Origin of the sequence: Streptomyces sp. NPDC096040, assembly GCF_040303265.1 — a bacterium.
GTDB lineage: Bacteria > Actinomycetota > Actinomycetes > Streptomycetales > Streptomycetaceae > Streptomyces.
Window position 1 is genome coordinate 102,046 of sequence record NZ_JBEOTA010000020.1, and the last position, 19,692, is coordinate 121,737.

Annotated in this window: 19 protein-coding genes, 2 pseudogenes and 1 riboswitch; of the genes and pseudogenes, 9 read left to right on the forward strand and 12 right to left on the reverse strand. The window is 69.8% G+C overall.

All coding sequences use genetic code 11. The features are described 5' to 3' along the window. Positions 1–255 precede the first annotated feature (255 nt). The 3 genes from ABTY98_RS26755 to thrC form a co-directional block, all read right to left on the reverse strand. The gene (locus ABTY98_RS26755) at positions 256–462 is read right to left on the reverse strand and encodes a cold-shock protein (protein WP_019057200.1); all 207 of its coding nucleotides are present in this window, start codon (positions 460–462) and stop codon (positions 256–258) included. A 490-nt stretch (positions 463–952) separates the two neighbouring features. Then, a complete protein-coding gene (locus tag ABTY98_RS26760; protein WP_352223527.1) occupies positions 953–1,228 on the reverse strand; it encodes a ubiquitin-like small modifier protein 1 in 276 nt (91 codons plus the stop codon). 47 nt (positions 1,229–1,275) lie between these two features. Further along, positions 1,276–2,574 carry a threonine synthase gene (gene thrC / locus ABTY98_RS26765; protein ID WP_352223528.1) on the reverse strand — a complete coding sequence of 433 codons (1,299 nt, stop codon included), beginning with the start codon at positions 2,572–2,574 and terminating at the stop codon, positions 1,276–1,278. Positions 2,575–2,592: 18 nt separating this feature from the next. Beyond that, a riboswitch (SAM riboswitch) is annotated at positions 2,593–2,769 on the reverse strand. 157 nt (positions 2,770–2,926) lie between these two features. On the opposite strand from thrC, the gene ABTY98_RS26770 reads away from it, so the two are divergent. Both ABTY98_RS26770 and ABTY98_RS26775 read left to right on the forward strand, forming a co-directional pair. Beyond that, the gene (locus ABTY98_RS26770; RefSeq protein ID WP_352223529.1) at positions 2,927–3,871 is read left to right on the forward strand and encodes a glucosyl-3-phosphoglycerate synthase; all 945 of its coding nucleotides are present in this window, start codon (positions 2,927–2,929) and stop codon (positions 3,869–3,871) included. A gap of 93 nt (positions 3,872–3,964) precedes the next feature. Continuing rightward, positions 3,965–5,389 carry an alpha,alpha-trehalose-phosphate synthase (UDP-forming) gene (locus ABTY98_RS26775; protein ID WP_352223530.1) on the forward strand — a complete coding sequence of 475 codons (1,425 nt, stop codon included), beginning with the start codon at positions 3,965–3,967 and terminating at the stop codon, positions 5,387–5,389. Between the two features lie 50 nt (positions 5,390–5,439). On the opposite strand, the gene otsB is transcribed toward ABTY98_RS26775, so the two are convergent. The 3 genes from otsB to ABTY98_RS26790 form a co-directional block, all read right to left on the reverse strand. Continuing rightward, on the reverse strand, positions 5,440–6,288 hold the full coding sequence (gene otsB, locus ABTY98_RS26780; protein ID WP_352223531.1) for a trehalose-phosphatase: 849 nt from the start codon (positions 6,286–6,288) through the stop codon (positions 5,440–5,442). A 194-nt stretch (positions 6,289–6,482) separates the two neighbouring features. After that, positions 6,483–6,716, reverse strand: coding sequence for a DUF3263 domain-containing protein (locus ABTY98_RS26785; RefSeq protein ID WP_352223532.1), 234 nt, complete (start codon positions 6,714–6,716; stop codon positions 6,483–6,485). 17 nt (positions 6,717–6,733) lie between these two features. Continuing rightward, positions 6,734–7,999, reverse strand: a complete 1,266-nt coding sequence (locus tag ABTY98_RS26790; protein ID WP_352223591.1) for an extracellular solute-binding protein — start codon at positions 7,997–7,999, stop codon at positions 6,734–6,736. A gap of 129 nt (positions 8,000–8,128) precedes the next feature. Between ABTY98_RS26790 and ABTY98_RS26795 the strand changes: the two genes are divergently transcribed. The 4 genes and pseudogenes from ABTY98_RS26795 (at position 8,129) to ABTY98_RS26810 (ending at position 11,840) form a co-directional block, all read left to right on the forward strand. Further along, a complete protein-coding gene (locus ABTY98_RS26795; RefSeq protein ID WP_352223533.1) occupies positions 8,129–9,067 on the forward strand; it encodes an ROK family protein in 939 nt (312 codons plus the stop codon). 119 nt (positions 9,068–9,186) lie between these two features. Continuing rightward, positions 9,187–10,320, forward strand: coding sequence for an N-acetylglucosamine-6-phosphate deacetylase (nagA, locus tag ABTY98_RS26800; protein WP_352223592.1), 1,134 nt, complete (start codon positions 9,187–9,189; stop codon positions 10,318–10,320). Positions 10,321–10,701: 381 nt separating this feature from the next. Continuing rightward, positions 10,702–10,836 (forward strand): annotated as a pseudogene (locus tag ABTY98_RS26805) (MarR family transcriptional regulator); the annotation flags it as partial. A gap of 74 nt (positions 10,837–10,910) precedes the next feature. Continuing rightward, a complete protein-coding gene (locus ABTY98_RS26810; protein ID WP_352223534.1) occupies positions 10,911–11,840 on the forward strand; it encodes a 1-phosphofructokinase family hexose kinase in 930 nt (309 codons plus the stop codon). Between the two features lie 11 nt (positions 11,841–11,851). Here the strand turns inward: ABTY98_RS26810 and ABTY98_RS26815 are convergent, their stop codons facing one another. Together ABTY98_RS26815 and cdgB are read right to left on the reverse strand one after the other, a co-directional pair. After that, complete coding sequence (locus ABTY98_RS26815) at positions 11,852–12,826, reverse strand: CBM35 domain-containing protein (RefSeq protein WP_352223535.1); 975 nt, start codon at positions 12,824–12,826, stop codon at positions 11,852–11,854. 118 nt (positions 12,827–12,944) lie between these two features. Beyond that, positions 12,945–14,594, reverse strand: coding sequence for a diguanylate cyclase CdgB (gene cdgB, locus ABTY98_RS26820; protein WP_352223536.1), 1,650 nt, complete (start codon positions 14,592–14,594; stop codon positions 12,945–12,947). Positions 14,595–14,991: 397 nt separating this feature from the next. Here cdgB and ABTY98_RS26825 point away from each other — a divergent pair, with 397 nt between their 5' ends. Beyond that, positions 14,992–15,510, forward strand: coding sequence for a flavin reductase family protein (locus tag ABTY98_RS26825; RefSeq protein WP_352223537.1), 519 nt, complete (start codon positions 14,992–14,994; stop codon positions 15,508–15,510). A 173-nt stretch (positions 15,511–15,683) separates the two neighbouring features. Here the strand turns inward: ABTY98_RS26825 and arfB are convergent, their stop codons facing one another. Then, the gene (gene arfB, locus ABTY98_RS26830) at positions 15,684–16,112 is read right to left on the reverse strand and encodes an alternative ribosome rescue aminoacyl-tRNA hydrolase ArfB (protein WP_352223538.1); all 429 of its coding nucleotides are present in this window, start codon (positions 16,110–16,112) and stop codon (positions 15,684–15,686) included. A gap of 182 nt (positions 16,113–16,294) precedes the next feature. Here arfB and ABTY98_RS26835 point away from each other — a divergent pair, with 182 nt between their 5' ends. Next, entirely contained in the window at positions 16,295–16,870 is a 576-nt protein-coding gene (locus ABTY98_RS26835; RefSeq protein WP_352223539.1) for a TerD family protein, read from the forward strand. Between the two features lie 57 nt (positions 16,871–16,927). On the opposite strand, the gene ABTY98_RS26840 is transcribed toward ABTY98_RS26835, so the two are convergent. Continuing rightward, on the reverse strand, positions 16,928–17,206 hold the full coding sequence (locus tag ABTY98_RS26840; protein WP_352223540.1) for a DUF397 domain-containing protein: 279 nt from the start codon (positions 17,204–17,206) through the stop codon (positions 16,928–16,930). After that, a pseudogene (locus ABTY98_RS26845) lies at positions 17,203–17,439 on the reverse strand (Scr1 family TA system antitoxin-like transcriptional regulator); the annotation flags it as partial. The pseudogene ABTY98_RS26845 and the gene ABTY98_RS26840, both read right to left, overlap by 4 nt. Before the next feature lie 134 nt (positions 17,440–17,573). Between ABTY98_RS26845 and ABTY98_RS26850 the strand changes: the two are divergent. Further along, positions 17,574–19,049: an NF041680 family putative transposase gene (locus ABTY98_RS26850; protein WP_352223541.1), complete on the forward strand. Its 1,476-nt coding sequence runs from the start codon at positions 17,574–17,576 to the stop codon at positions 19,047–19,049. On the opposite strand, the gene ABTY98_RS26855 is transcribed toward ABTY98_RS26850, so the two are convergent. After that, positions 18,959–19,684, reverse strand: a complete 726-nt coding sequence (locus ABTY98_RS26855) for a helix-turn-helix domain-containing protein (RefSeq protein WP_352223542.1) — start codon at positions 19,682–19,684, stop codon at positions 18,959–18,961. The genes ABTY98_RS26850 and ABTY98_RS26855 overlap by 91 nt on opposite strands. Positions 19,685–19,692 lie beyond the last annotated feature (8 nt).

Below are 19,692 nucleotides of genomic sequence, written 5' to 3' on the forward strand. Positions count from 1 at the left end.
ATTAGCACTCGCCCATGCCGAGTGCAAGCGCCTCCCGCGGACTGGGCCGCGCCCCGGCCCCTCACCGGGCCGCGCCCGCGGGTGCGTCAGCGGGTGCGTCCCGGGTGCGTCCCGGGTGCATCCGCGCGTGCGTCCGCAGGGGTGCGCCGGCACGCTCGCCCCGGGCATGCCGAAGGGCTCGTAACCCATGACTCCCCATGGGATACGAGCCCTCCGACAAAGAGAGAAGAACGACGCTGTCAGTCGGCGCGTGCTTCAGCTGGTCGCGAGCCGGACCATGTCCGCCTGCGGCCCCTTCTGGCCCTGCGAGATCTCGAAATCGACCCGCTGACCTTCCTCCAGGGTGCGGTAGCCGTCCATCTGGATCGCACTGTAGTGGACGAAAACATCCGCACCACCGTCGACCGCGATGAAGCCGTACCCCTTCTCCGCGTTGAACCACTTGACGGTGCCCTGAGCCATGCCTAACTCCCCTATTACTGGCCCTTGCACAGATCCACACTTCGCGGATCCGGGTCAGACCTCACCCCCCACAGGTTGGGGGCGTGCGCCGGAACGCGTCGACCGCGGCTGAATGTATCTGTCCAACTGCCGTCTGCAACAGGTCAATCGGACGAGAATTCTGGACGGGAAGGGTCCGGAATGTAGCAAGAATTCGGCTGAATTCAGGGCAAGTCGGGCCCCATAAAAGCCGCAAAAGCCGCATATAACCCGCACAGTTTGGCTACTTCTTGTGGGGTCAGCGGTATCGAATACGGGGCCCCCGACCCGGAGATCAGGACCGCGTTCCCCAACTGTACCGCGCTCAACCACACAGAATTGCCCCCTCCGCTTCACTCACGGAGGGGGCAATCGGATGAACAGTCGGTGATGGGTATTACCGAAGGTAATGTTCGGTCATACGGCCATCACGTCAGCCAGGTCAGCGGGGCCGCCGTGGCGGTCGCCGGGGTCAGCCGCCGGCGACGGCCGGGATGATGGAGACGCCGGCGCCGTCCGGAGTGGCCGTCTCCAGGCCCTGCTCGAACCGCACATCGTCGTCATTGACGTACACATTCACGAACCGGCGCAGCTTGCCCTGGTCGTCGAGAACGCGGGCGGCGATCCCGGTGTGGTTCTTCTCCAGGTCCGAGATGACCTCGCCGAGGGTGGCCCCTTCGGCACTGACCTCGGCCTGACCACCGGTGTAGGTGCGCAGGATGGTGGGAATGCGAACAGTGATACTCACGTGGAAACCTCCGATCGGGGGCAACGCCCTGGTTTTCTACGGCTGACTCAGGCGAGCCCGGCCTCACGGAAAGACTCGAGATTCGGGCGGATGGTCGCCGTGAGCCCGGTCCCCGCCACCGCGTCCAGCGTCTTCAGTCCATCACCCGTGTTGAGTACGACGACCGACTTCGCCGGGTCGATCAGCCCGTTCTCGATGAGCTTCTTGGTGACTCCGACCGTGACCCCGCCGGCGGTCTCGGCGAAGATGCCCTCGGTCCGCGCGAGCAGCTTGATCGCGTCGACGACCTGCTCGTCGGTGACGTCCTCCACCGCACCGCCGGTACGGCGCGCGATGTCGAGGACGTACGGCCCGTCGGCCGGGTTGCCGATGGCGAGGGACTTGGCGATGGTGTTCGGCTTCTGCGGCCGCACGACGTCATGGCCCGCCTTGTAGGCCACCGACACCGGCGAGCACCCCTCGGCCTGCGCACCGAAGATCTTGTACGGCTTGTCCTCGACGAGCCCGAGCTTGATCAGCTCCTGCAGACCCTTGTCGATCTTCGTGAGCTGCGAGCCGGAGGCGATCGGGACGACCAGCTGGTCCGGGATCCGCCAGCCGAGCTGCTCGCAGATCTCGTACGCCAGGGTCTTTGAGCCCTCCGCGTAGTACGGCCGCAGGTTGACGTTGACGAAGCCCCAGCCCTCGCCTGCCGAGTCGCCGATCAGCTCGGAGCAGAAACGGTTCACGTCGTCGTAGTTGCCCTCGATGCCGACGAGCTCGCCGCCGTAGATCGCGGCCATGACGATCTTGCCCTGCTCCAGGTCGTGCGGGATGAACACGCAGGAGCGGAAGCCGGCCCGGGCGGCGGCGGCACCGACCGCGCCGGCGAGGTTGCCGGTGGAGGAGCAGGAGAGCGTGGTGTAGCCGAAGGCGCGCGCGGCCTCGACGGCCTGGGCGACGACACGGTCCTTGAAGGAGTGCGTCGGGTTGCCGGAGTCGTCCTTGACGTACAGACCTCCGGTGACGCCCAGTTCCCTGGCCAGGTTGTCGGCCTGGACGAGCTTGGTCCACCCCGGGTTGATGTTCGGCTTGGTCGCCACGTCCGCGGGGACGGGCAGCAGCGGCGCGTAACGCCAGATGTTCGCGGGACCCGCCTCGATCCGCTTCCGCAGCTCCTCGGTGTCGTAGGCCGAGAAGTCGTACGCGATTTCGAGCGGGCCGAAACACTCCTCGCAGGCGAACACCGGGCCGAGCGGCACGCGGTGACCGCACTCGCGGCAGCTCAGGGCGGCGGCGGGCCCGAGGTCGACGGTCGTGGAGCCGGTGGTGGAGTCGCTGGTGGTCTCAGCAGTCTGCACAGCCATGTGAGGCGAGGCCCTTTCTCCTCATCTTCCTCACGACGCATCTCGCCGTGAGACGGATTTGGCACCTTCCCTAGCCGGGAGCCTCGCGAGTGATCGACAGTGATCAGGGATCAGCCGTCAGCGATCCACGAGTAACCGACTGGAGGGTTGCCGGGGCTTCATCGGGCCGTATCCCTCTGCCCCTCTGGATGAGCGGTATGTGGTTGTCAACGGCCAATGACCCCACGACATGCGATGGTCATCGGCGTTGTTCAAGACTGTAACCGAAGGCCAGGACAGTTGAGAGAGTCGTCCGAACCGCGAGATGGATCACACCTCGCAGTGTGACCGTGACAGTGAGGAGCCGCTGACTGTGCTGGAAGAAGTCGAGCGCTGGCTGGCCACCCGCTCCTGGTCCCTGAACGAACGCCCACTGCACCGGATACTCGCCGCCAAGCAGCGCACCGGTCAGTCCGTCTCCGTCGTGCTGCCCGCGCTCAACGAGGAGGAGACGGTCGGCGACATCGTCGCGATCATCCGTCATGACCTGATGCGGCAGGCGCCGCTCGTCGACGAGATCGTGGTCGTCGACTCCGGTTCCACCGACCGTACGGCGGCGGTGGCCGCGGCGGCCGGCGCCCGGGTCGTCCACCGCGACACGATCCTGCCGCGCATCCCCGCCGTCCCCGGCAAGGGCGAGGTCCTCTGGCGCTCCCTCCTGGTCACCACCGGGGACATCGTCTGCTTCGTCGACGCGGACCTGAGGGAGTTCTCCTCCGACTTCGTCTCCGGGATCGTCGGCCCGCTGCTGACCGATCCCGAGGTGGACCTGGTCAAGGCGATGTACGACCGCCCGCTCGCCGGCGCGGCCGGACAGGGCGGCCGGGTCACCGAACTGATGGCCCGCCCGCTGCTGAACATGCACTGGCCGCAGCTGGCCGGGTTCGTGCAGCCCCTCGGCGGCGAGTACGCGGCCCGCCGCTCACTGCTCGAACAGCTCCCCTTCCCGGTCGGCTACGGCGTGGAACTGGGCATGCTGGTCGACGCCCTGCACCTGGTGGGCCTTGACGCCCTCGCCCAGGTCGACGTGGGGGTGCGCAAACACCGCCACCAGGACGGCCAGGCCCTCGGCCGGATGTCCGCCGCGATCTACCGCACCGCGCAGCTGCGGCTGGCCCGCGGGCATCTGATCCGGCCCGCCCTGACCCAGTTCGAACGGGGCGAGGACGGCTTCGAGCCGCGCACGTACTCCGTGGACACGGAGGAACGGCCACCGATGGCGGAGATCGCCGAGTACGCCGAGCGCCGGGTGGCGTGAGCGTGGCGTGACTTGGCCGTACGGCCGTATACGGTGGCGTGTCTGACGTAGCCGTACGTTTGAGCGTTTACGGGCCGGGCTAGGTTGAGGCGTATGGCTTCCACCGGCAGTGCTGAGGTGCTGGTCGCGTCCAACCGCGGCCCGGTTTCGTACGAGATGCGCGAAGGCGGTGCGCTGCACGCCAAACGCGGCGGCGGCGGACTCGTCTCGGGCCTGTCCGCCATCGGGACGGACGCGAACGCGGTCTGGGTGTGCGCGGCGCTGAGCGACGGGGACCGGGAGGCGGTACGGCGGGCCGAGGGCGGCCGGCTGCCGGCGCGGGACACCGGCGGGCAGCAGGTCCGGATGCTCGACATCGACGCGGACGTGTTCTCCGACGCGTACAACGGCATCGCGAACTCGGTGCTCTGGTTCGTCCACCACATGCTCTACCAGACCCCGCTGGAGCCCGTCTTCGACGCGGAGTTCCGGCGGCAGTGGGGGTCGTACCAGGCCTACAACGAGGCGTTCGCTCAGGCCCTGGCGCAGGAGGCGGGCCAGGGTGCGGTGGTCGTCATCCAGGACTACCACCTGGCGCTGGCCCCGCGGATGCTGCGCCGGCTGCGGCCGGATCTCCGTATCGGCCATTTCTCCCACACCCCGTGGGCGCCGCCGGACTACTTCCGGCTGCTCCCCGACGACATCGCGGCGGAGCTGCTGGGCGGGATCCTGGGCGCCGATCACGCGGCGTTTCTGACCCGGCGGTGGGCGGACGCGTTCGTGGCCTGCTGTCATACGGTGCTGGGCCCGGGGATTCCGGCGGCCGGTGAGACCCGGATCGGGGTGCACGGGCTGGGGGCCGACGCGGACTTCCTGCGGAAGCGGTCGCACGAGCCCGACGTGGACGAGCGGATGCGGGCGTTGCGGGAGGAGATCGGGGAGGGCCGAAAGACCATCGTCCGGGTCGACCGGACCGAGCTGTCGAAGAACATCGTGCGGGGACTGCTGGCCTATCGGCAGCTGCTCGACGACCACCCCGAGTGGCGGGAGCGGGTGGTGCATGTCGCGTTCGCGTATCCGTCGCGGCAGGACCTCGCGGTGTACCGCGAATACACGGCCGAGGTGCAGCGGGTCGCGGAGGACATCAACTCTACGTACGGGACGCCGGGCTGGACGCCGGTGGTGCTCCACGTCAAGGACGACTTCGCACGGTCGCTGGCGGCTTACCGGCTGGCCGACGTGGCACTGGTGAATCCGATCCGGGACGGCATGAACCTGGTCGCCAAGGAGATTCCGGTGGTGTCGGACGAGGGGTGCGTGCTGGTGCTCTCGCGGGAGGCGGGGGCGTACGAGGAGCTGGGCGAGGACGCGGTGGTGGTGAACCCGTACGACATCGGGGGGACGGCTCGGGCGCTGCATGAGGCGCTGAGTCTGCCGGCGGCCGAGCGGGTGGATCGGTGCAAGCGGTTGGCCGCGGCGGCTACGGCGTTGCCGCCTGCGGCTTGGTTTCTTGAGCAGTTGGGGGCGTTGGGAGGGTGAGGGGCACGCGCGGGCCCGGTGGGGGCTTGTCGCGCAGTTCCCCGCGCCCCTTAGGGGGCGCTGTGGTGAGCCAGGTTCTCCAGTAGTCGTACTACTCCCTCCGGGCCGTCCACCACCAGGTCGGCTCGGTCCGCCAGCTCTGTGACCTCCGTGCTGCCGCTGCATACCAGCAGGCCCGGTACGCCCTCCGTGCGGAGCTTCTCCACGGCCGCGAAGGCCGGGATGTCGCCCAGGTCGTCGCCGGCGTAGAGGACCGCGCCCGCGCCGATCTCCCTCGCGTACTCGCTCAGCGCCACGCCCTTGTCCATGCCCGGGGGGCGCAGTTCCAGGACCAGGCGGCCCGGTTCGACGATCAGGCCGTTACGGGTGGCCAGGTCGGTCAGGGGGGCGCGGAGGGACTCGAAGGTGGCCTGGGGGTCGTCGGCCCGGCGGGTGTGGACGGCCACGGCATGGCCCTTGTCCTCGATCCAGGTACCCCGCGCCCCTGCACCGTCGATGACGGCCGGGAGTTCGGCTCGGACGGCGGCGATACCGGGGTGCGGTGGGGGCGCGGTGATCTCGCCCGTCGCCGCGTCCCAGCGTTCGGCGCCGTAGTGGCCGAGGACGACGAGGTGGTCCAGGCCGGGGACGCCGGCGAAACCGCCGTAGCGGACGGCGATCTCGGCGGGGCGGCCGGTGATCACGGCGACGGCGGCCACCCTCGGGGCCAGGGCGGCCAGGGCCGGTACGGCGTCCGGGTGAGCCCGGGCCTGCTCGGGGTCGGCGACGATCGGCGCGAGGGTGCCGTCGAAGTCGAGTCCGACGAGGGCGGTGTGCGGCCGGGAGAGGAGAGCGGCAAGGCCGTCGCGACCGGCCGCGGTGCGAGGCGTCGGGAGGGGTTCCGTGATGTGGGTGCCCATACAGCCGACAGTATCCGAGTGCCCCAAAGGGGCGCGGGGCTGTATCGGTATGCGGCTCCGCCGCGTGGGCGCGCCCCACCCCCACCGGCCCGCAGATCCGCATCGACCGCCGGCGTGGGTCGAAGGGGGCGCAGCCCCCTGGTGATGGGAAGGGCAGGGGCGGCGGGGGCGAAAACCTCCCCCCGCCCGCCCCCTCAGCGCTCCGACCGGCGCGCCTCCCGTACTCTCCGCAGCCTGTTCACCGTCACCGGATCATGGGCCAGCGCGCGCTCGTCGTCGAGGAGGGCGTTGAGGAGCTGGTAGTAGCGCACCGGCGCCAGGTCCAGTTCCTCGCGGATCGCCCGTTCCTTGGCGCCGGGGCTCGGAAAGCCCCGGCGTTCCAGCGCGAGGATCGCCTGTTCGCGCGCGCCCAGTTCTTGCCGGTCCATGCGGAGAACCGTAACGCTCAGCCCGTCTTCGTACGGCTGTCGGCCGCCGTCGCCTCGGACTGGAGCCGGGTGAGAACGGCGGTCGGGTCGCCCGTCGGCGCGACCGCCGTGCCTATCTGCTTCTTGACGTCGGCGCTGACGGCGGCCCAGGAGGTCTTGCCGGCCGGGTACAGCTCGGAGGTCGGCAGCTGGTCCAGGAAGGGGAGCAGCTGCTTGTCCTGGCCCTGCGGGGAGTCGGTCATCGTCTGGGACGCGGACGTGGTGACCGGCAGCAGGCCGTACTCGCGGGAGAAGTCGAGGACGTTCTTCTCGCTGTAGACGTAGTCGAGGAAGTCGCCGACCTGGTCCGCGTGGCCGTTCTGCTTGAACGCCGCCATCCAGTCGGTGACGCCCATGGACGCGGTGGGGGTGCTCTGGCCGGCGCGGGCGGGCATCGGAACCGTGCCGAACTTCACGCCCTTCTTCTCGGCCTGCTTGATGAGCGTGGGGTGGCCGTTGAGCATGCCGACCTGGCCGTCGGCGAAGGCGGCGAACGCGGTCGCGCGGTTCAGCTTGCCGGGGGCCGTCGGACCGGTCAGGCCCTTGCCCACCAGCTCGTCCTTGAGCCAGGTGAAGGTGTCGATGTTCTGCGCGGAGTCGATCGTGTACGTGCCGATGTCGTCGGTGAGGCCGCTGCCGCCGCTGAGCAGCCACTGCATGGTCTCCGCCTGCGCCTCCTCGGGGCCGAGCGGCAGCGCGTACGGGTACTTCACGCCGTTCTCCTTGAGCGCCTTCGCGTCGGCCGCGAGCTCGCTCCAGGTGGTGGGCGGGGTGGTGATGCCGGCTTCGGAGAAGAGGGTCTTGTTGTAGAAGAGGACGCGCGTGGAGGCGGCGAAGGGTATGCCGTACTGCGCGTGGTTCCACTGGCCCGCCTCGGCGAGCTGGGAGGGGAAGTCGGCCTGGACCGGGATGGAGAGCAGGTCCCCGGCCTCGTACAGCTTGCCGGCGGCCGCGTAGTCGGCGTACGAGCCGATCTGGGCCAGGTCGGGTGCCTTGCCGCCGGCGACCATCTCCTTGACCTTGCGGTCGACGTCGTTCCACGAGTAGACGGTGACGTCGATCTTCACGTCGGAGTGCTTGGCCTCGTACGCCTTGGCCAGCTTGTCCCAGTACTTCTGGGAGCTGTTGGCGGCGGAGTCTCCGTAGTCGGCTGCGACGAGTCTGAGGGTGACGTCCGAGGAGCCCGTCGTCCCACAGCCACCGAGGACCGCCGTCATGCCCGTTGCGGACACCACCGCGATCATTCCTGCCCTACGCCGCCGCACGTGAACTACCCCTGTCTAACTGTCTCGCCGTTCAATATGTGGACCCACAAGGTCTACACCACGCAAGTGGACTAGACCTCTTGCGGGTCGGCGGGCCACACTGTTCCCGTGAGACATGTCATCGCCCTGGACGTGGGCGGCACCGGAATGAAGGCCGCGCTGGTCGGCCCGGACGGCGAGCTGCTCCACCAGGACCGCCGGGCGACCGGCCGCGCCCGCGGCCCCGAAGCCGTCGTCGCCGCCATCCTCGACTTCGCCGCCGACCTGCACGCGTACGGCGAGAAGCACTACGGCGAGGGCGCGGCCGCGCTCGGCCTCGCCGTACCCGGCATAGTCGACGAGCCGAACGGCATCGCCGTCTACGCGGCCAACCTCGGCTGGCGCGACGTACCCCTGCGCGCCCTCCTCGCCGACCGCCTCGGCATCCCCGTCGCCCTCGGCCACGACGTGCGCACCGGCAGTCTGGCGGAGGGCCGGCTCGGTGCGGGCAAGGGCGCGGACCGCTTCTTCTTCGTGGCGCTCGGCACCGGTATCGCGGGCGGCTTCGGCCTGGACGGCCGGGTGGAGTCGGGCGCGCACGGCTTCGCGGGCGAGATCGGCCACATCGTCGTACGGCCCCAGGGCGCGCCGTGTCCGTGCGGGCAGCGCGGCTGCCTTGAACGGTACGCGTCGGCGGCCGCGGTGAGCGAGGCGTGGGCGAAGGCCACCGGTGACCCCGGCGCCGACGCGGCGGACTGCGCGAAGTCCGTCACGTCCGGCGACCCGAACGCCGTCCGGGTGTGGCGGGAGGCGGTGGCCGCCCTGGCCGACGGCTTGGTCACGGCCCTGACGCTGCTGGACCCGCGGGTCCTGATCATCGGCGGGGGCCTGGCTGAGGCGGGGGAGGTGCTGTTCGAACCGCTGAGGGAGGCGGTGCAGACCCGGGTGACCTTCCAGAAGCTGCCGGCCATCGTCCCGGCGGCACTGGGAGACACAGCGGGCTGTCTGGGCGCGGGGCTGCTGGCGCAGGACTTGTTGACTACGACGACACCGGAGGTAACCCCGTGACGGCTGCGAAAGAGCAGGACAACAGCGCCCCGTCAGGGGCGCGGGACCGTGCTGAATCTGCGGCTGCCGCCGCGGGGGCGCGACCAGCCACGAACCGCGCGCGGACCGGGTACGACGGCCTGGTCCTCGACGGTGCCCGGGTAGTCCTCCCCACCGGAGTTCTCCAAGATGGCCGACTCGCAGTCGAGGGCACGCGCATCGCCGCTCACGCCCCCGAGAACGCCCAGCTCATCGACGTCGCCGGCCACTACGTGATCCCGGGCTTCGTGGACATCCACAACCACGGCGGCGGCGGAGCCTCCTTCAGCTCGGGCACCGCGGAAGAGATCCTCACCGGCGTCCACACGCACCGCGTGCACGGCACGACCACCCTGGTCGCCTCCACCGTCACCGACGACATGGACGTCCTCGTCCGCCAGGCCGGCCTCCTCTCGGAGCTCGCCGAGCAGGGGGAGATCGCCGGTATCCACTTCGAGGGCCCGTTCATCTCCCCGTGCCGCAAGGGCGCCCACTCCGAGGCGCTGCTGCGGGACCCGGACCCGGCGGAGGTCCGCAAGCTGGTCGACGCGGCGCGCGGCCACGCCAGGATGGTGACGCTCGCCACCGAACTCCCCGGCGGCATCGAGTCCGTACGGCTGCTCGCGGAACACGGCGTGATCGCCGCCGTCGGCCACACCGACGCGTCGTACGAGCAGACGGTCGAGGCGATCGACGCGGGCGCCACGGTCGCCACCCACCTCTTCAACGCGATGCCGCCGCTCGGTCACCGCGCCCCCGGCCCGATCGCCGCGCTCCTGGAGGACGAGCGGGTGACGGTCGAGCTGATCAACGACGGCACCCATCTCCACCCCGCCGCACTGCAGTTGGCCTTCCATCACGCGGGCGCCGACCGGGTCGCGTTCATCACGGACGCGATGGACGCGGCGGGCAGCGGTGACGGCCGCTACCTCCTCGGCCCCCTCGAGGTCGAGGTCACCGACGGGGTCGCCCGGCTGGTGGACGGCGGTTCCATCGCCGGTTCCACGCTGACCCTGGACCGCGCGCTGCGGCGGGCGGTGACCATCGACCGGCTGCCCGTCGAGCACGCCGTCGCCGCCCTGTCCGCCAACCCGGCCCGGCTGCTGGGCCTCTACGACCGCGTCGGCTCCCTGGAGCCCGGCAAGGACGCCGACCTGCTCGTCCTGGACGCCGACTTCACGCTGAAGGGCGTGATGCGGCAGGGCGCGTGGGTGGTCGTACCGGAGCTGCACTGAAAGGCGGCCCCGCCACCTGGATGCGGTGGCGGGGCCGGGCCGCTGGTCGTGTCCTCAGTGCTCCCCGCGGTCGAGTGCGGCGACCTCGCGTACGGCCTCGGCGACGGCCGGGAAGTCCTTCTTCAGGATCGCGCCGTGGTTGCTGGCGACCTTCGCGCTGAGCCGGACGTTCGGGTCCCGCTCAAACACCTGGTCGAGACTGGCGCGGATCTCCTCCTGCTCGTCGCCCTTGCTGCCGAGGGACGACCCGGAGGCAAGCACGTACCGCACCGGGACGGTGATGCCGTCCAGCACGGGGCCCAGTTCGCGTGCGCGGGAGAGCCTGCCGAGCTCGATGTTGGAGTCCGCCCTCTGTTCGGGGGTCAGCCGCGGGGTCAGCCCGCCCGCTTTCTCGACTTCGTCAGCGAGAGCATCGCCCGCGCCGCGGAGCAGGCCCGCGAAGTCCTCCACACCAAACCCGAGACAACCTCGCACGACACCGCCCGGCCGAATCCGGACCACGAGACCGCGACCTAGGCCGGTCGCCGTCTCTTTGGCATGATCGAGGCCCCCCATGGGACCGTACGGGCATACGCGAGGGAGGTCGCCCGGTGATCCTCACGGTCACGCTGAACACCGCTCTCGACATCACCTACCGGGTCGGCGCCCTGCGCCCGCACACCACGCACCGCGTCTCGGACGTCACCGAACGGCCGGGCGGCAAGGGGGTGAACGTGGCCCGGGTGCTCGCCGTCCTCGGGCACGAGACGACGGTGACCGGCTTCGTGGGCGGCGCCACCGGGCGGGCGGTACGGGAGCGCCTCGCGGAGGTGTCGGGAGTGGTGGACGCACTGCTGCCGGTCGCCGGGCCGACCCGTCGCACCATCGCCGTCGTGGACGAACTCACCGGCGACACCACCCAGTTGAACGAGCCGGGCCCGCAGATAGCCCCCTCCGAGTGGGGTGCCTTCCTCGACCACTACGAGGAACTGCTGGGCGCCGCCTCGGCGGTGGCACTGTGCGGGAGTCTGCCGCCGGGGGTGCCGGTCGGGGCGTACGCGGGCCTGATAAAGAGCGCCCGGTCGGCCGGCGTCCCCGTCCTCCTCGACACCAGCGGGGAACCGCTGCGGCGCGGGGTGGCCGCCCGCCCCGACCTGGTCAAGCCGAACGCCGACGAACTGGCCGAACTCACAGGCTCCCACGAACCGCTGCGCGCCACCCAGGACGCCCGACGGCGCGGCGCCCGGGCCGTGGTCGCCTCACTCGGCGCGGAGGGGCTGCTGGCGGTGACTCCGGAGGGCCGCTGGCGCGCAGTGCCCCCGGCGCCGGTGCGCGGCAACCCGACCGGCGCGGGCGACTCGGCGGTCGCCGGTCTGCTGTCCGGCCTGGTGGAACGACTCCCCTGGCCGGACCGCCTGTCCCGCGCGGTCGCCCTGTCGACGGCGACCGTACGGGCCCCGGCGGCGGGCGAGTTCGACCGCTCCGCGTATCACGACCTTTTGGAACGGACGGTCGTGACCAGCGCAGTCAGCATGGCCTAGCTTCCGGGGGCTCAGCCGCCGGACTTGACCCAGCCCTTGACCAGCCACACCTGGTCGAGGAGGGCATCACACTGGTTGCCCTGCTCACACGAGATCTTGATGGTGTTGGTGCCCTTGTTGAGCTGGACGTAGTTGTAGGTCCGCGTCCAGCCCTTCGTGTAGTCGCCTTCGGCGGCGTGCGCGTAGTTGTCCAGGCCGACCGGTGTGGTGGATGCCGTGCCGTTGACCGTGAGGGTGGCGGTGGCATCCTTGCCGGGGACGCTGTAGCCGACGTACACGGAGTACTTGCCGCTGTCGGGGATGCCGTTGACGGTCCAGGTGACGGAGGCTCCGACCTGGTTGAAGCCTGTCACATAGGTGCCGCCTTCGGCCGTCGCGCCCTTGACGTCCGAGGCCAGTGAGGCGCCGCCGTCGAGGCGGAGGGCCTTCGCGTCGATCTTCGGCAGGTCGCCCGACGCCGATACCGAGCTGGTGCTCGACGGGGTCGGGGAGGCGTTCTGGGACGAGGACGCGGACGCGCCGGCCTGGTTCCCGGAGTCCTTGTTGCCGTCCGAGTTGTCGTTCATCATCGCGACGCTGATGCCGATGACGACGGCCGCGACGACCGCGATGGCGCCGATCAGCAGGCCCTTGGTGTTCGGGCCCCGGCCCCGGCCGGTGGACGGCATCTGCTGGCGGGTGGTCGGCGCGCCGCCCGGGAAGGTCTCCGGGGCCTGGTAGGCCGCGTTCGGCTGCTGGCCGTAGCCGCCGGCGCCGGGCTGCTGCGGGATGGTCTGGTTGCCGCCGTACTGCGGTGCCTGCGGTGCCTGCTGCTGTCCGCCGTAGCTGCGTTCGCCGACCGAGCGCACCCGGCTGACCGCGTTCGGGTAGCCGTAACCACCGGAGCCGGACGGCGGCTGGGCCCCTCTGGCCTGGCCGTCGGCGTACAGGTAGCCGAACGGGTCGTCGTCCTCGGGCGTGCTCGCGCCGTTGTCGCCGGGCGTCATCCCTTGGTACTCCTCAACAGGTGCGTGCGGATGCGGTACAGGTATTGAGAGTCGAGCCTACCCGGTCTGACTGAGCCAAACGGGTGACCTGGACCGCATCAGTGCGATGACCTGGGAATCATCCGGCACGGCGGTGCTGTTTGGGACGAGATCGTTTCTCTACGTACATCCGCTCGTCGGCGGATTTCAGGACTTCGTCCGCCGTCATGCCGCAGTGCGCCCATCCGATGCCGAAGCTGGCACCCACCCGGACGGCCCGGTCCTCGGCGCGGATCGGCTGGATGATCTCGTTGCGCAGGCGTACGGCGAGGTCCTGGGCGTCGGCCTTGCCGAGCCCGTCGGCGAGGATCACGAACTCGTCGCCGCCGAGACGGGCCACGGTGTCGCCGTCACGGACACCCCGGGAGAGCCTGCGGGCGACCTCGATGAGGACCGCGTCGCCCGCGTTGTGCCCGAACCGGTCGTTGATCGACTTGAAGCCGTCGAGGTCGCAGAAGAGCACCGCGAGCCCCTTGGCGCCGTCGTCGCGGCCCTCCTCGGGGGCGACGGTGTGTACATGGTGGTCGTAGCCGTCGTACGACTGTGCCGTGCCGGCGAAGTCGAAGCCGTGACCGTTGGCGTCGTAGGCGGGGTGCCCGTAGGCCGCGTCCAGGGACTCCAGGCCGTCGGTGTCGGCGCGCCGGCAGAGCCGGGAGGCGAGGCGGGAGCGGAGCTCGGCGGAGTTCGGCAGCCCGGTGAGGGAGTCGTGGGAGGCGCGGTGGGCCAGCTGGAGCTCGCGGCGCTTGCGTTCCTCTATGTCCTCGACGTGGGTGAGGAGGAAGCGGGGTCCGTCGGCCGCGTCGGCGACGACGCTGTTGCGGAGCGAGACCCAGACGTACGTCCCGTCGCGGCGGCCTAGGCGGAGCTCGGCGCGGCCGCCCTCCGCCGAGGTGCGCAGCAGGGTGCCGATGTCCTCGGGGTGGACCAGGTCGGAGAAGGAGTAGCGGCGCATCGCGGAGGCGGGGCGGCCCAGCAGGCGGCACAGGGCGTCGTTGGTGCGCAGTATTCGGCCGTGCTGGTCGCCGCCCATCTCGGCAATCGCCATGCCGGAGGGGGCGTACTCGAAGGCCTGCCGGAAACTCTCCTCGCTGGCCCTGAGGGCCTGCTGGTCGCGCTCGAGCCTGACCAGTGCCCGCTGCATGTTCGCACGTAGACGCGCGTTGCTGATGGCGATCGCGGCCTGGAAGGCGTACATCTGCAGGGCCTCGCGGCCCCAGGCGCCGGGGTGGCGGCCGTTGCGCGGGCGGTCAACGGAGATCACGCCGAGCAGCTCGCCGCAGGAGCTGCCCGATATGCCGGGCGTGTACATGGGGGCGAAGAGCCGGTCCGAGGGGTGCCACTCGTCCTCGAAGCGGGGCGCGGGGCCGTCGGTGTACCACTGCGGGACATCGTCGTCGTCGAGGACCCAGCCGTCGGTGTGCGGTATGAAGACGAGGTCGCCCCACTTCTCGCCCATGCCGAGCCGCCGGTCCCATGAGTCACGGGAGCCGACCCGGCCGGTGATCAGGGCCTCTGCGGCGGAGTTGCCGGAGAGGGCCGCGACCACGAGATCGCCGTCGGGGCGCACGAGGTTGACGCACGCCATCTCGAACCCGAGGGCGGCGATCACACCGTCGGCGACGGTCTGCAGGGTGTCCGCCAGACTGCGGGCCGTGTTCATGTCGGCCATGACCTGGTGCAGTTGTCGCAGGGACGCAAGACGGACGTAGGGTTCCGACTCGGTCTCCATGTTCGCCCTCCCCCCGAGACCTCGCAGCGAATCAAAGGGTCTGCTTCGGCGCTACTTTTCCCCGCCACTGAATCACAGCGCGCTGCCCACTCGGTACACAGGGTCAACAATTAATGCCCCTTGTGACTCAAGTCACAGGAGAACGTGAGCAATTGCGTGGAGTTTCTGCGTTTTACCTGTGCGTTTACCGAACACAACCTTTGAGTGTGTGCGGACATGATGCACACATCACTGCCGGGCATGACTCCCGGTTTCTCCGGCGGCCGTGGTCCTCGGGTCCTAGGACCCGGCTCGGGCCGATGGCCGATGCGGACGCACAGGGGCCGAGATTAGCGTTTCCGGCGTGCTGAAGACTCCCTCCCCCACCGCCGCAGAAACCACCGGGCATGCTGTGGGGGTGAGCAACGAAGCGTTCAAGGCGGCCATGGCCCGGCTGGCCGCGGGCGTGGTCCTGGTGACCGCGCAGGAGCCGCCGCTCGACCCGGACGACCCGCTGGCGCCGGTCGGCGAGGACGTCGGCATGACCGCCACCGCGTTCCTGTCGGTGTCCCTGGATCCGCCGTTGGTGCTGGTCAGCCTGCGTACCGGCGCCCGTATGGACGACCTGCTGGACGAACAGCCGCTGTGGGCGGTTTCCGTGCTCACCGAGAGCCAGCGCCATGTCGCCGGCCGCTTCGCGATGAAGGGCCGCATCAGCGACCGGCTGCTCTTCGAGGACATCCCGTACGTGCGCGGCGAGGTTTCCGGCGCCCCGCTCGTCGGCGGCGCCCTCGCGACGCTGGAATGCCGCACCGAGCAGCGGGTGACGGCCGGGGACCACACCCTGGTGATCGGCCGCGTCCTCACCGCCGAACTGCCGAGCGCGGAAGGCGGTCCGCTGATGTATTTCCGGGGGCGGTACCGGCAGCTCAAATGAAACCGCACGGTCTGTTTCTCAATTTCCGCGGGCACTTGCCCGGGCACTTGCAGAAAGGCCGTTCACAAGCGCCCGGTTGCCCGGTCGGGGTCTTCAGGTGAAGAAGTCACCGTCACCAATTCCACCCGCCCGTCACCACACCGGACGGCGCATTCCCTGACCGGGATTCAGGGTTACGACCAGTCGCGGCCCGTCCGGCCCCGCTTGGTGTCCGACCGCTGCTTCTTCTCTCGCAGTCGGCGTTCGTTGATGCCGCGTGGGATGCGGGTCGGTGTGCGGGGCTTGGGCGGGGGTGCGGTGGCCTCGGCGAGGAGGGCGGCGAGGCGTACGGCGGCGGTCTCGCGGTTGCGCCACTGGGAGCGGTGCTCGGACGACCGTACGACGACCACGCCGTCGACGAGCCGCCCGGCCAGCCGCGTCAGTGCCCGCTCCTTCCACACCGGCGGCAGCGCCTGGGTGTTCGCGAGGTCGAAGCGCAGCTCCACCTGCGAGTCACTGGTGTTGACGTGCTGCCCACCGGGCCCGGACGACCGCGAGAAACGCCAGTTGAGCTCGGCCTCGGGGAGCGAGACGGAGCCTCTGATGACATACGGACCGGACATGCCTCCATGGTCGCGCGGCTGACCGGCACACGTCACGCGAATTTCGTCCATCACCCGTTCGGCAAAGAAAGTAAAGAGAGCTGGAACCTTCGGTACCCCTCGTGGCGTTCATACAGGTAGCTGTAGCTTCAAGCCCGTACGCCGCACGGCCGTACGCACACGAGGGAAAGGACTCCCCGACCATGGCTGTAAGCCTGTCCAAGGGTGGCAACGTCTCGCTCACCAAGGAGGCTCCGGGCCTGACCGCCGTCACCGTGGGCCTCGGCTGGGACGTCCGCACGACCACCGGCACGGACTTCGACCTCGACGCCTCCGCGATCGCGGTCAACGGAGAGGGCAAGGTCTACTCCGACGGTCACTTCGTCTTCTTCAACAACAAGCAGACCCCGGACAACACGATCGTCCACACGGGCGACAACCGCACGGGTGAGGGCGCCGGCGACGACGAGGCGATCAACGTCAACCTGGCGGCGCTGCCGGCCGACATCGACAAGATCGTCTTCCCGGTCTCGATCTACGACGCGGAGACCCGCTCGCAGAACTTCGGCCAGGTCCGCAACGCCTACATCCGCATCGTCAACCAGGCCGGCGGCGCCGAGATCGCCCGCTACGACCTCTCCGAGGACGCGGCCACCGAGACCGCGATGGTCTTCGGCGAGCTGTACCGCAACGGCGCGGAGTGGAAGTTCCGCGCGGTGGGCCAGGGCTACGCGTCCGGCCTGGTCGGCATCGCCCAGGACTTCGGCGTCAACGTCTGACGGACGTCTGTGCTGTGCGGGAGCCCCCGGTGTGACGCCGGGGGCTCCGGCGCGGGATCAGCTCGCGGCCGCGTACGGCAGGAAGGCCGCCCAGGTGGAGGGGGCGAGGGCGAGCCGAGGGCCGGGGTTGGTGCGGTACTTGGAGTCGCGGATGTGGATGGTGGTGGGGGTGGGGGCTATTTCGAGGCAGGATTCGCCCTCAGGGCCGTCGCTGTAACTGCTCTTGAACCAGGCCAGGGCGACTTCGACGCAGGACTCGCCGTCATTGCCGCTGCTGTAGCTGCTCTTGAACCACGCCAGTTCGGAGGCGTCCCCGGAGGGGGCCTTGCGGATCATGTTTCTCCCAGCAGTTGCTCGATGAGGGCCAGCGACTCCCCTGGTGAGAGAGCCTGCGCCCGGATGGTGCCATACCGCAGCTCAAGGATGCGGAGCTGTTTCGGGTCCGATGTCGGACGGCCGTTGAACGCGCCGCCGGAGCGCCCCACCGCCGTACCATCCGGGAACTTCAGCAGCTCGATCGTGCCGTCGAGACCAGAGTGGACCGCGGAGTTCAACGGCATCACCTGAACTTGTGATTTATCCTCCGGCTTCCCGTGTGTTTCACACGTGAGTGGGGTTTGCCCAGATCAAGCCACGTGGGAACGGCCTTCCGCTGATGCTGTGCTCCGTCACAGATACACCGCTCAGCAGGAAGGCCGTGAGGATGAGTCTGCCGTGTACCGGGGTCCCGCAGGACGCGATCGCGCAACTGTCCCGCTTCCGGGCGGACTTCTACGACGCATTGACCGGCCGTGCGGATGCCCTGTTCGAGCTGACCGATGCCCTGCTGTGCGCGGACGGGCCGGTGAAGACCCTGGTCGGTCTGGCTCTTGAACCCGAACACCGGCGCGGGCACGGCGCGTTGTACGGCGGCCTCAACCGGGGCCGGATCGAGGTCGCCCGGCTGCGGCGGGCGCTGGCCTCGGTGCCGCTGCCACGGACAGCCGACGGCCGCCTGGTCCTGGCCGTGGACGTCTCGCCGTGGCTGCGGCCCGACGCCGTCACCAGCGACGCTCGCTCCTTCTGCCACACCTACGGCCGCGGCGAGAACAAGCACCTGATGATCCCGGGCTGGCCCTGCTCGTGGATCGTTGCGCTGGAGACGGGCCGTTCCTCGTGGACCGCGCCCCTGGACACCGTGCGGCTGCGGCCCGGCGACGACCTCGCCGCCGTGACCGCCGCCCAGGTGCGGGACCTGGTTGAGCGCCTGATCACGGCGGGCCAGTGGAACGCGGGCGACCCGCTCATCCGGATCGTGCTCGACGCCGGCTACGACGTGATGCGCCTGGCCTGGCTCCTGGACGACCTGCCCGTGGAACTCCTCGGGCGCCTGCGCTCGGACCGGGTCATGCGCCGTCCGGCGCCCTCCCGCGAGGAGTACTACCGGGCCCACCCCCGCGGCGGTCACCCGCCCCGGCACGGCAGGGAGTTCATCTTCAAGGACGCCAGGACTTGGGGCGCCCCCGACTCGGAGACGAAGACCCTCACCACCCGCTACGGCACCGCCCACGCTCAGAGCTGGGACCGGCTCCACCCCGAACTCCAACAGCGTGCCGCCTGGCGCGACCACCCCGGCAAACTCCCCGTCATCGAGGGCACCGTCATCCGCCTCCAGGTCGACCACCTGCCCAGCGGCGGTGACCCCAAGCCCCTGTGGCTGTGGTGGTCACAGCCCACCGCCACCCCGGCCGAGACCGACCAGGCATGGCAGGCGTTCCTCAGAAGATTCGACATCGAACACTTCTTCAGAATGATCAAGCAGACCCTCGGCTGGACCGCCCCGAAACTACGCGACCCTGAAGCAGCCGACAACTGGACCTGGCTGATCCTTGCCGCCTACACCCAACTCCGCCTCGCCCGACCGCTGGCCATCGACCTGCGCCACCCCTGGGAACGACCCGTCCCCACGAACAGACTCACGCCTGCCCGGGTCCGACGCGGGTTCCGACACCTGCGTGCCAAGATCCCAACTCCGGCCAGAGTGCCGAAACCCTCCAGGCCCGGCCCCGGCCGCCCACCCGGCTCGAAGAACCGCCGCCCCGCTGAACGCTACGACGTGGGCCTGCTCCTGGTCACCGGCGAGCTCCACCGCCGACCCACCCACCACAAAATCGGCACCAAACCACGCCGCACTGGATAAATCACAAGCTGAAGCATGACGTTGTGCAGCCGACCCACCTCCAGCAGATGATCGAGCTGCCCTCGCCACACCATTGTGCCTCCGATGGGACGGCGCAGTGCCGCCTCTTCCAGCACGAAGTGGATGGACGGAGCCGGGTCGCGTTCGAAGACCGACTGCCGAGCCAGACGGGCAGTCACCATCCGCTCCACATCATCCGGTGAATAGGGCGGCTGGGCCGCCGAGATGACGGCTCGCGCATGCTCGGGCGTCTGCAACAGCCCGTTGATGCTGTTGCACTCATACACCCCGATCTCAACGGCCTCCCCCTCCAACTTCGCCAGCTCCCGGACCTTCTTCGGGTACCGGACCTTCTTAACGTCCTCCCACATCGCGGAGACCTGGCCGCCCGCGTCCAGGACCTCGTCCGCCCTGTTCAGGTACTCCTGACGGGGAATCCGCTTGCCGCCCTCGACCTTGTAGACCATGTCCTCGCCATAGCCGACCGCCTCGCCGAACGCGGCGGCCCGCATCCCCGCCGCCTCCCGCCGCAGCTTCAGCTGACGCCCGACCGTGGCGACGACCGCCACGCCCCAGTCGTCGTCCGGGTCGACCTCCCAGCCCGGCTCGGTCACCTCGCCGCTGTCCACGCTCATCCCACACC

Bases quoted from the DNA above. Each gene is read 5' to 3' on its own strand.
- ABTY98_RS26755 (WP_019057200.1), bottom strand. From the start codon at position 462: ATGGCTCAGGGCACCGTCAAGTGGTTCAACGCGGAGAAGGGGTACGGC.
- thrC (WP_352223528.1), bottom strand. From the start codon at position 2,574: ATGGCTGTGCAGACTGCTGAGACCACCAGCGACTCCACCACCGGCTCC.
- ABTY98_RS26775 (WP_352223530.1), top strand. From the start codon at position 3,965: ATGGCTTCCACCGGCAGTGCTGAGGTGCTGGTCGCGTCCAACCGCGGC.
- otsB (WP_352223531.1), bottom strand. From the start codon at position 6,288: ATGGGCACCCACATCACGGAACCCCTCCCGACGCCTCGCACCGCGGCC.
- ABTY98_RS26785 (WP_352223532.1), bottom strand. From the start codon at position 6,716: ATGGACCGGCAAGAACTGGGCGCGCGCGAACAGGCGATCCTCGCGCTG.
- ABTY98_RS26790 (WP_352223591.1), bottom strand. From the start codon at position 7,999: ATGATCGCGGTGGTGTCCGCAACGGGCATGACGGCGGTCCTCGGTGGC.
- ABTY98_RS26815 (WP_352223535.1), bottom strand. From the start codon at position 12,826: ATGACGCCCGGCGACAACGGCGCGAGCACGCCCGAGGACGACGACCCG.
- cdgB (WP_352223536.1), bottom strand. From the start codon at position 14,594: ATGGAGACCGAGTCGGAACCCTACGTCCGTCTTGCGTCCCTGCGACAA.
- arfB (WP_352223538.1), bottom strand. From the start codon at position 16,112: ATGTCCGGTCCGTATGTCATCAGAGGCTCCGTCTCGCTCCCCGAGGCC.
- ABTY98_RS26835 (WP_352223539.1), top strand. From the start codon at position 16,295: ATGGCTGTAAGCCTGTCCAAGGGTGGCAACGTCTCGCTCACCAAGGAG.
- ABTY98_RS26840 (WP_352223540.1), bottom strand. From the start codon at position 17,206: ATGATCCGCAAGGCCCCCTCCGGGGACGCCTCCGAACTGGCGTGGTTC.
- ABTY98_RS26850 (WP_352223541.1), top strand. From the start codon at position 17,574: ATGAGTCTGCCGTGTACCGGGGTCCCGCAGGACGCGATCGCGCAACTG.
- ABTY98_RS26855 (WP_352223542.1), bottom strand. From the start codon at position 19,684: ATGAGCGTGGACAGCGGCGAGGTGACCGAGCCGGGCTGGGAGGTCGAC.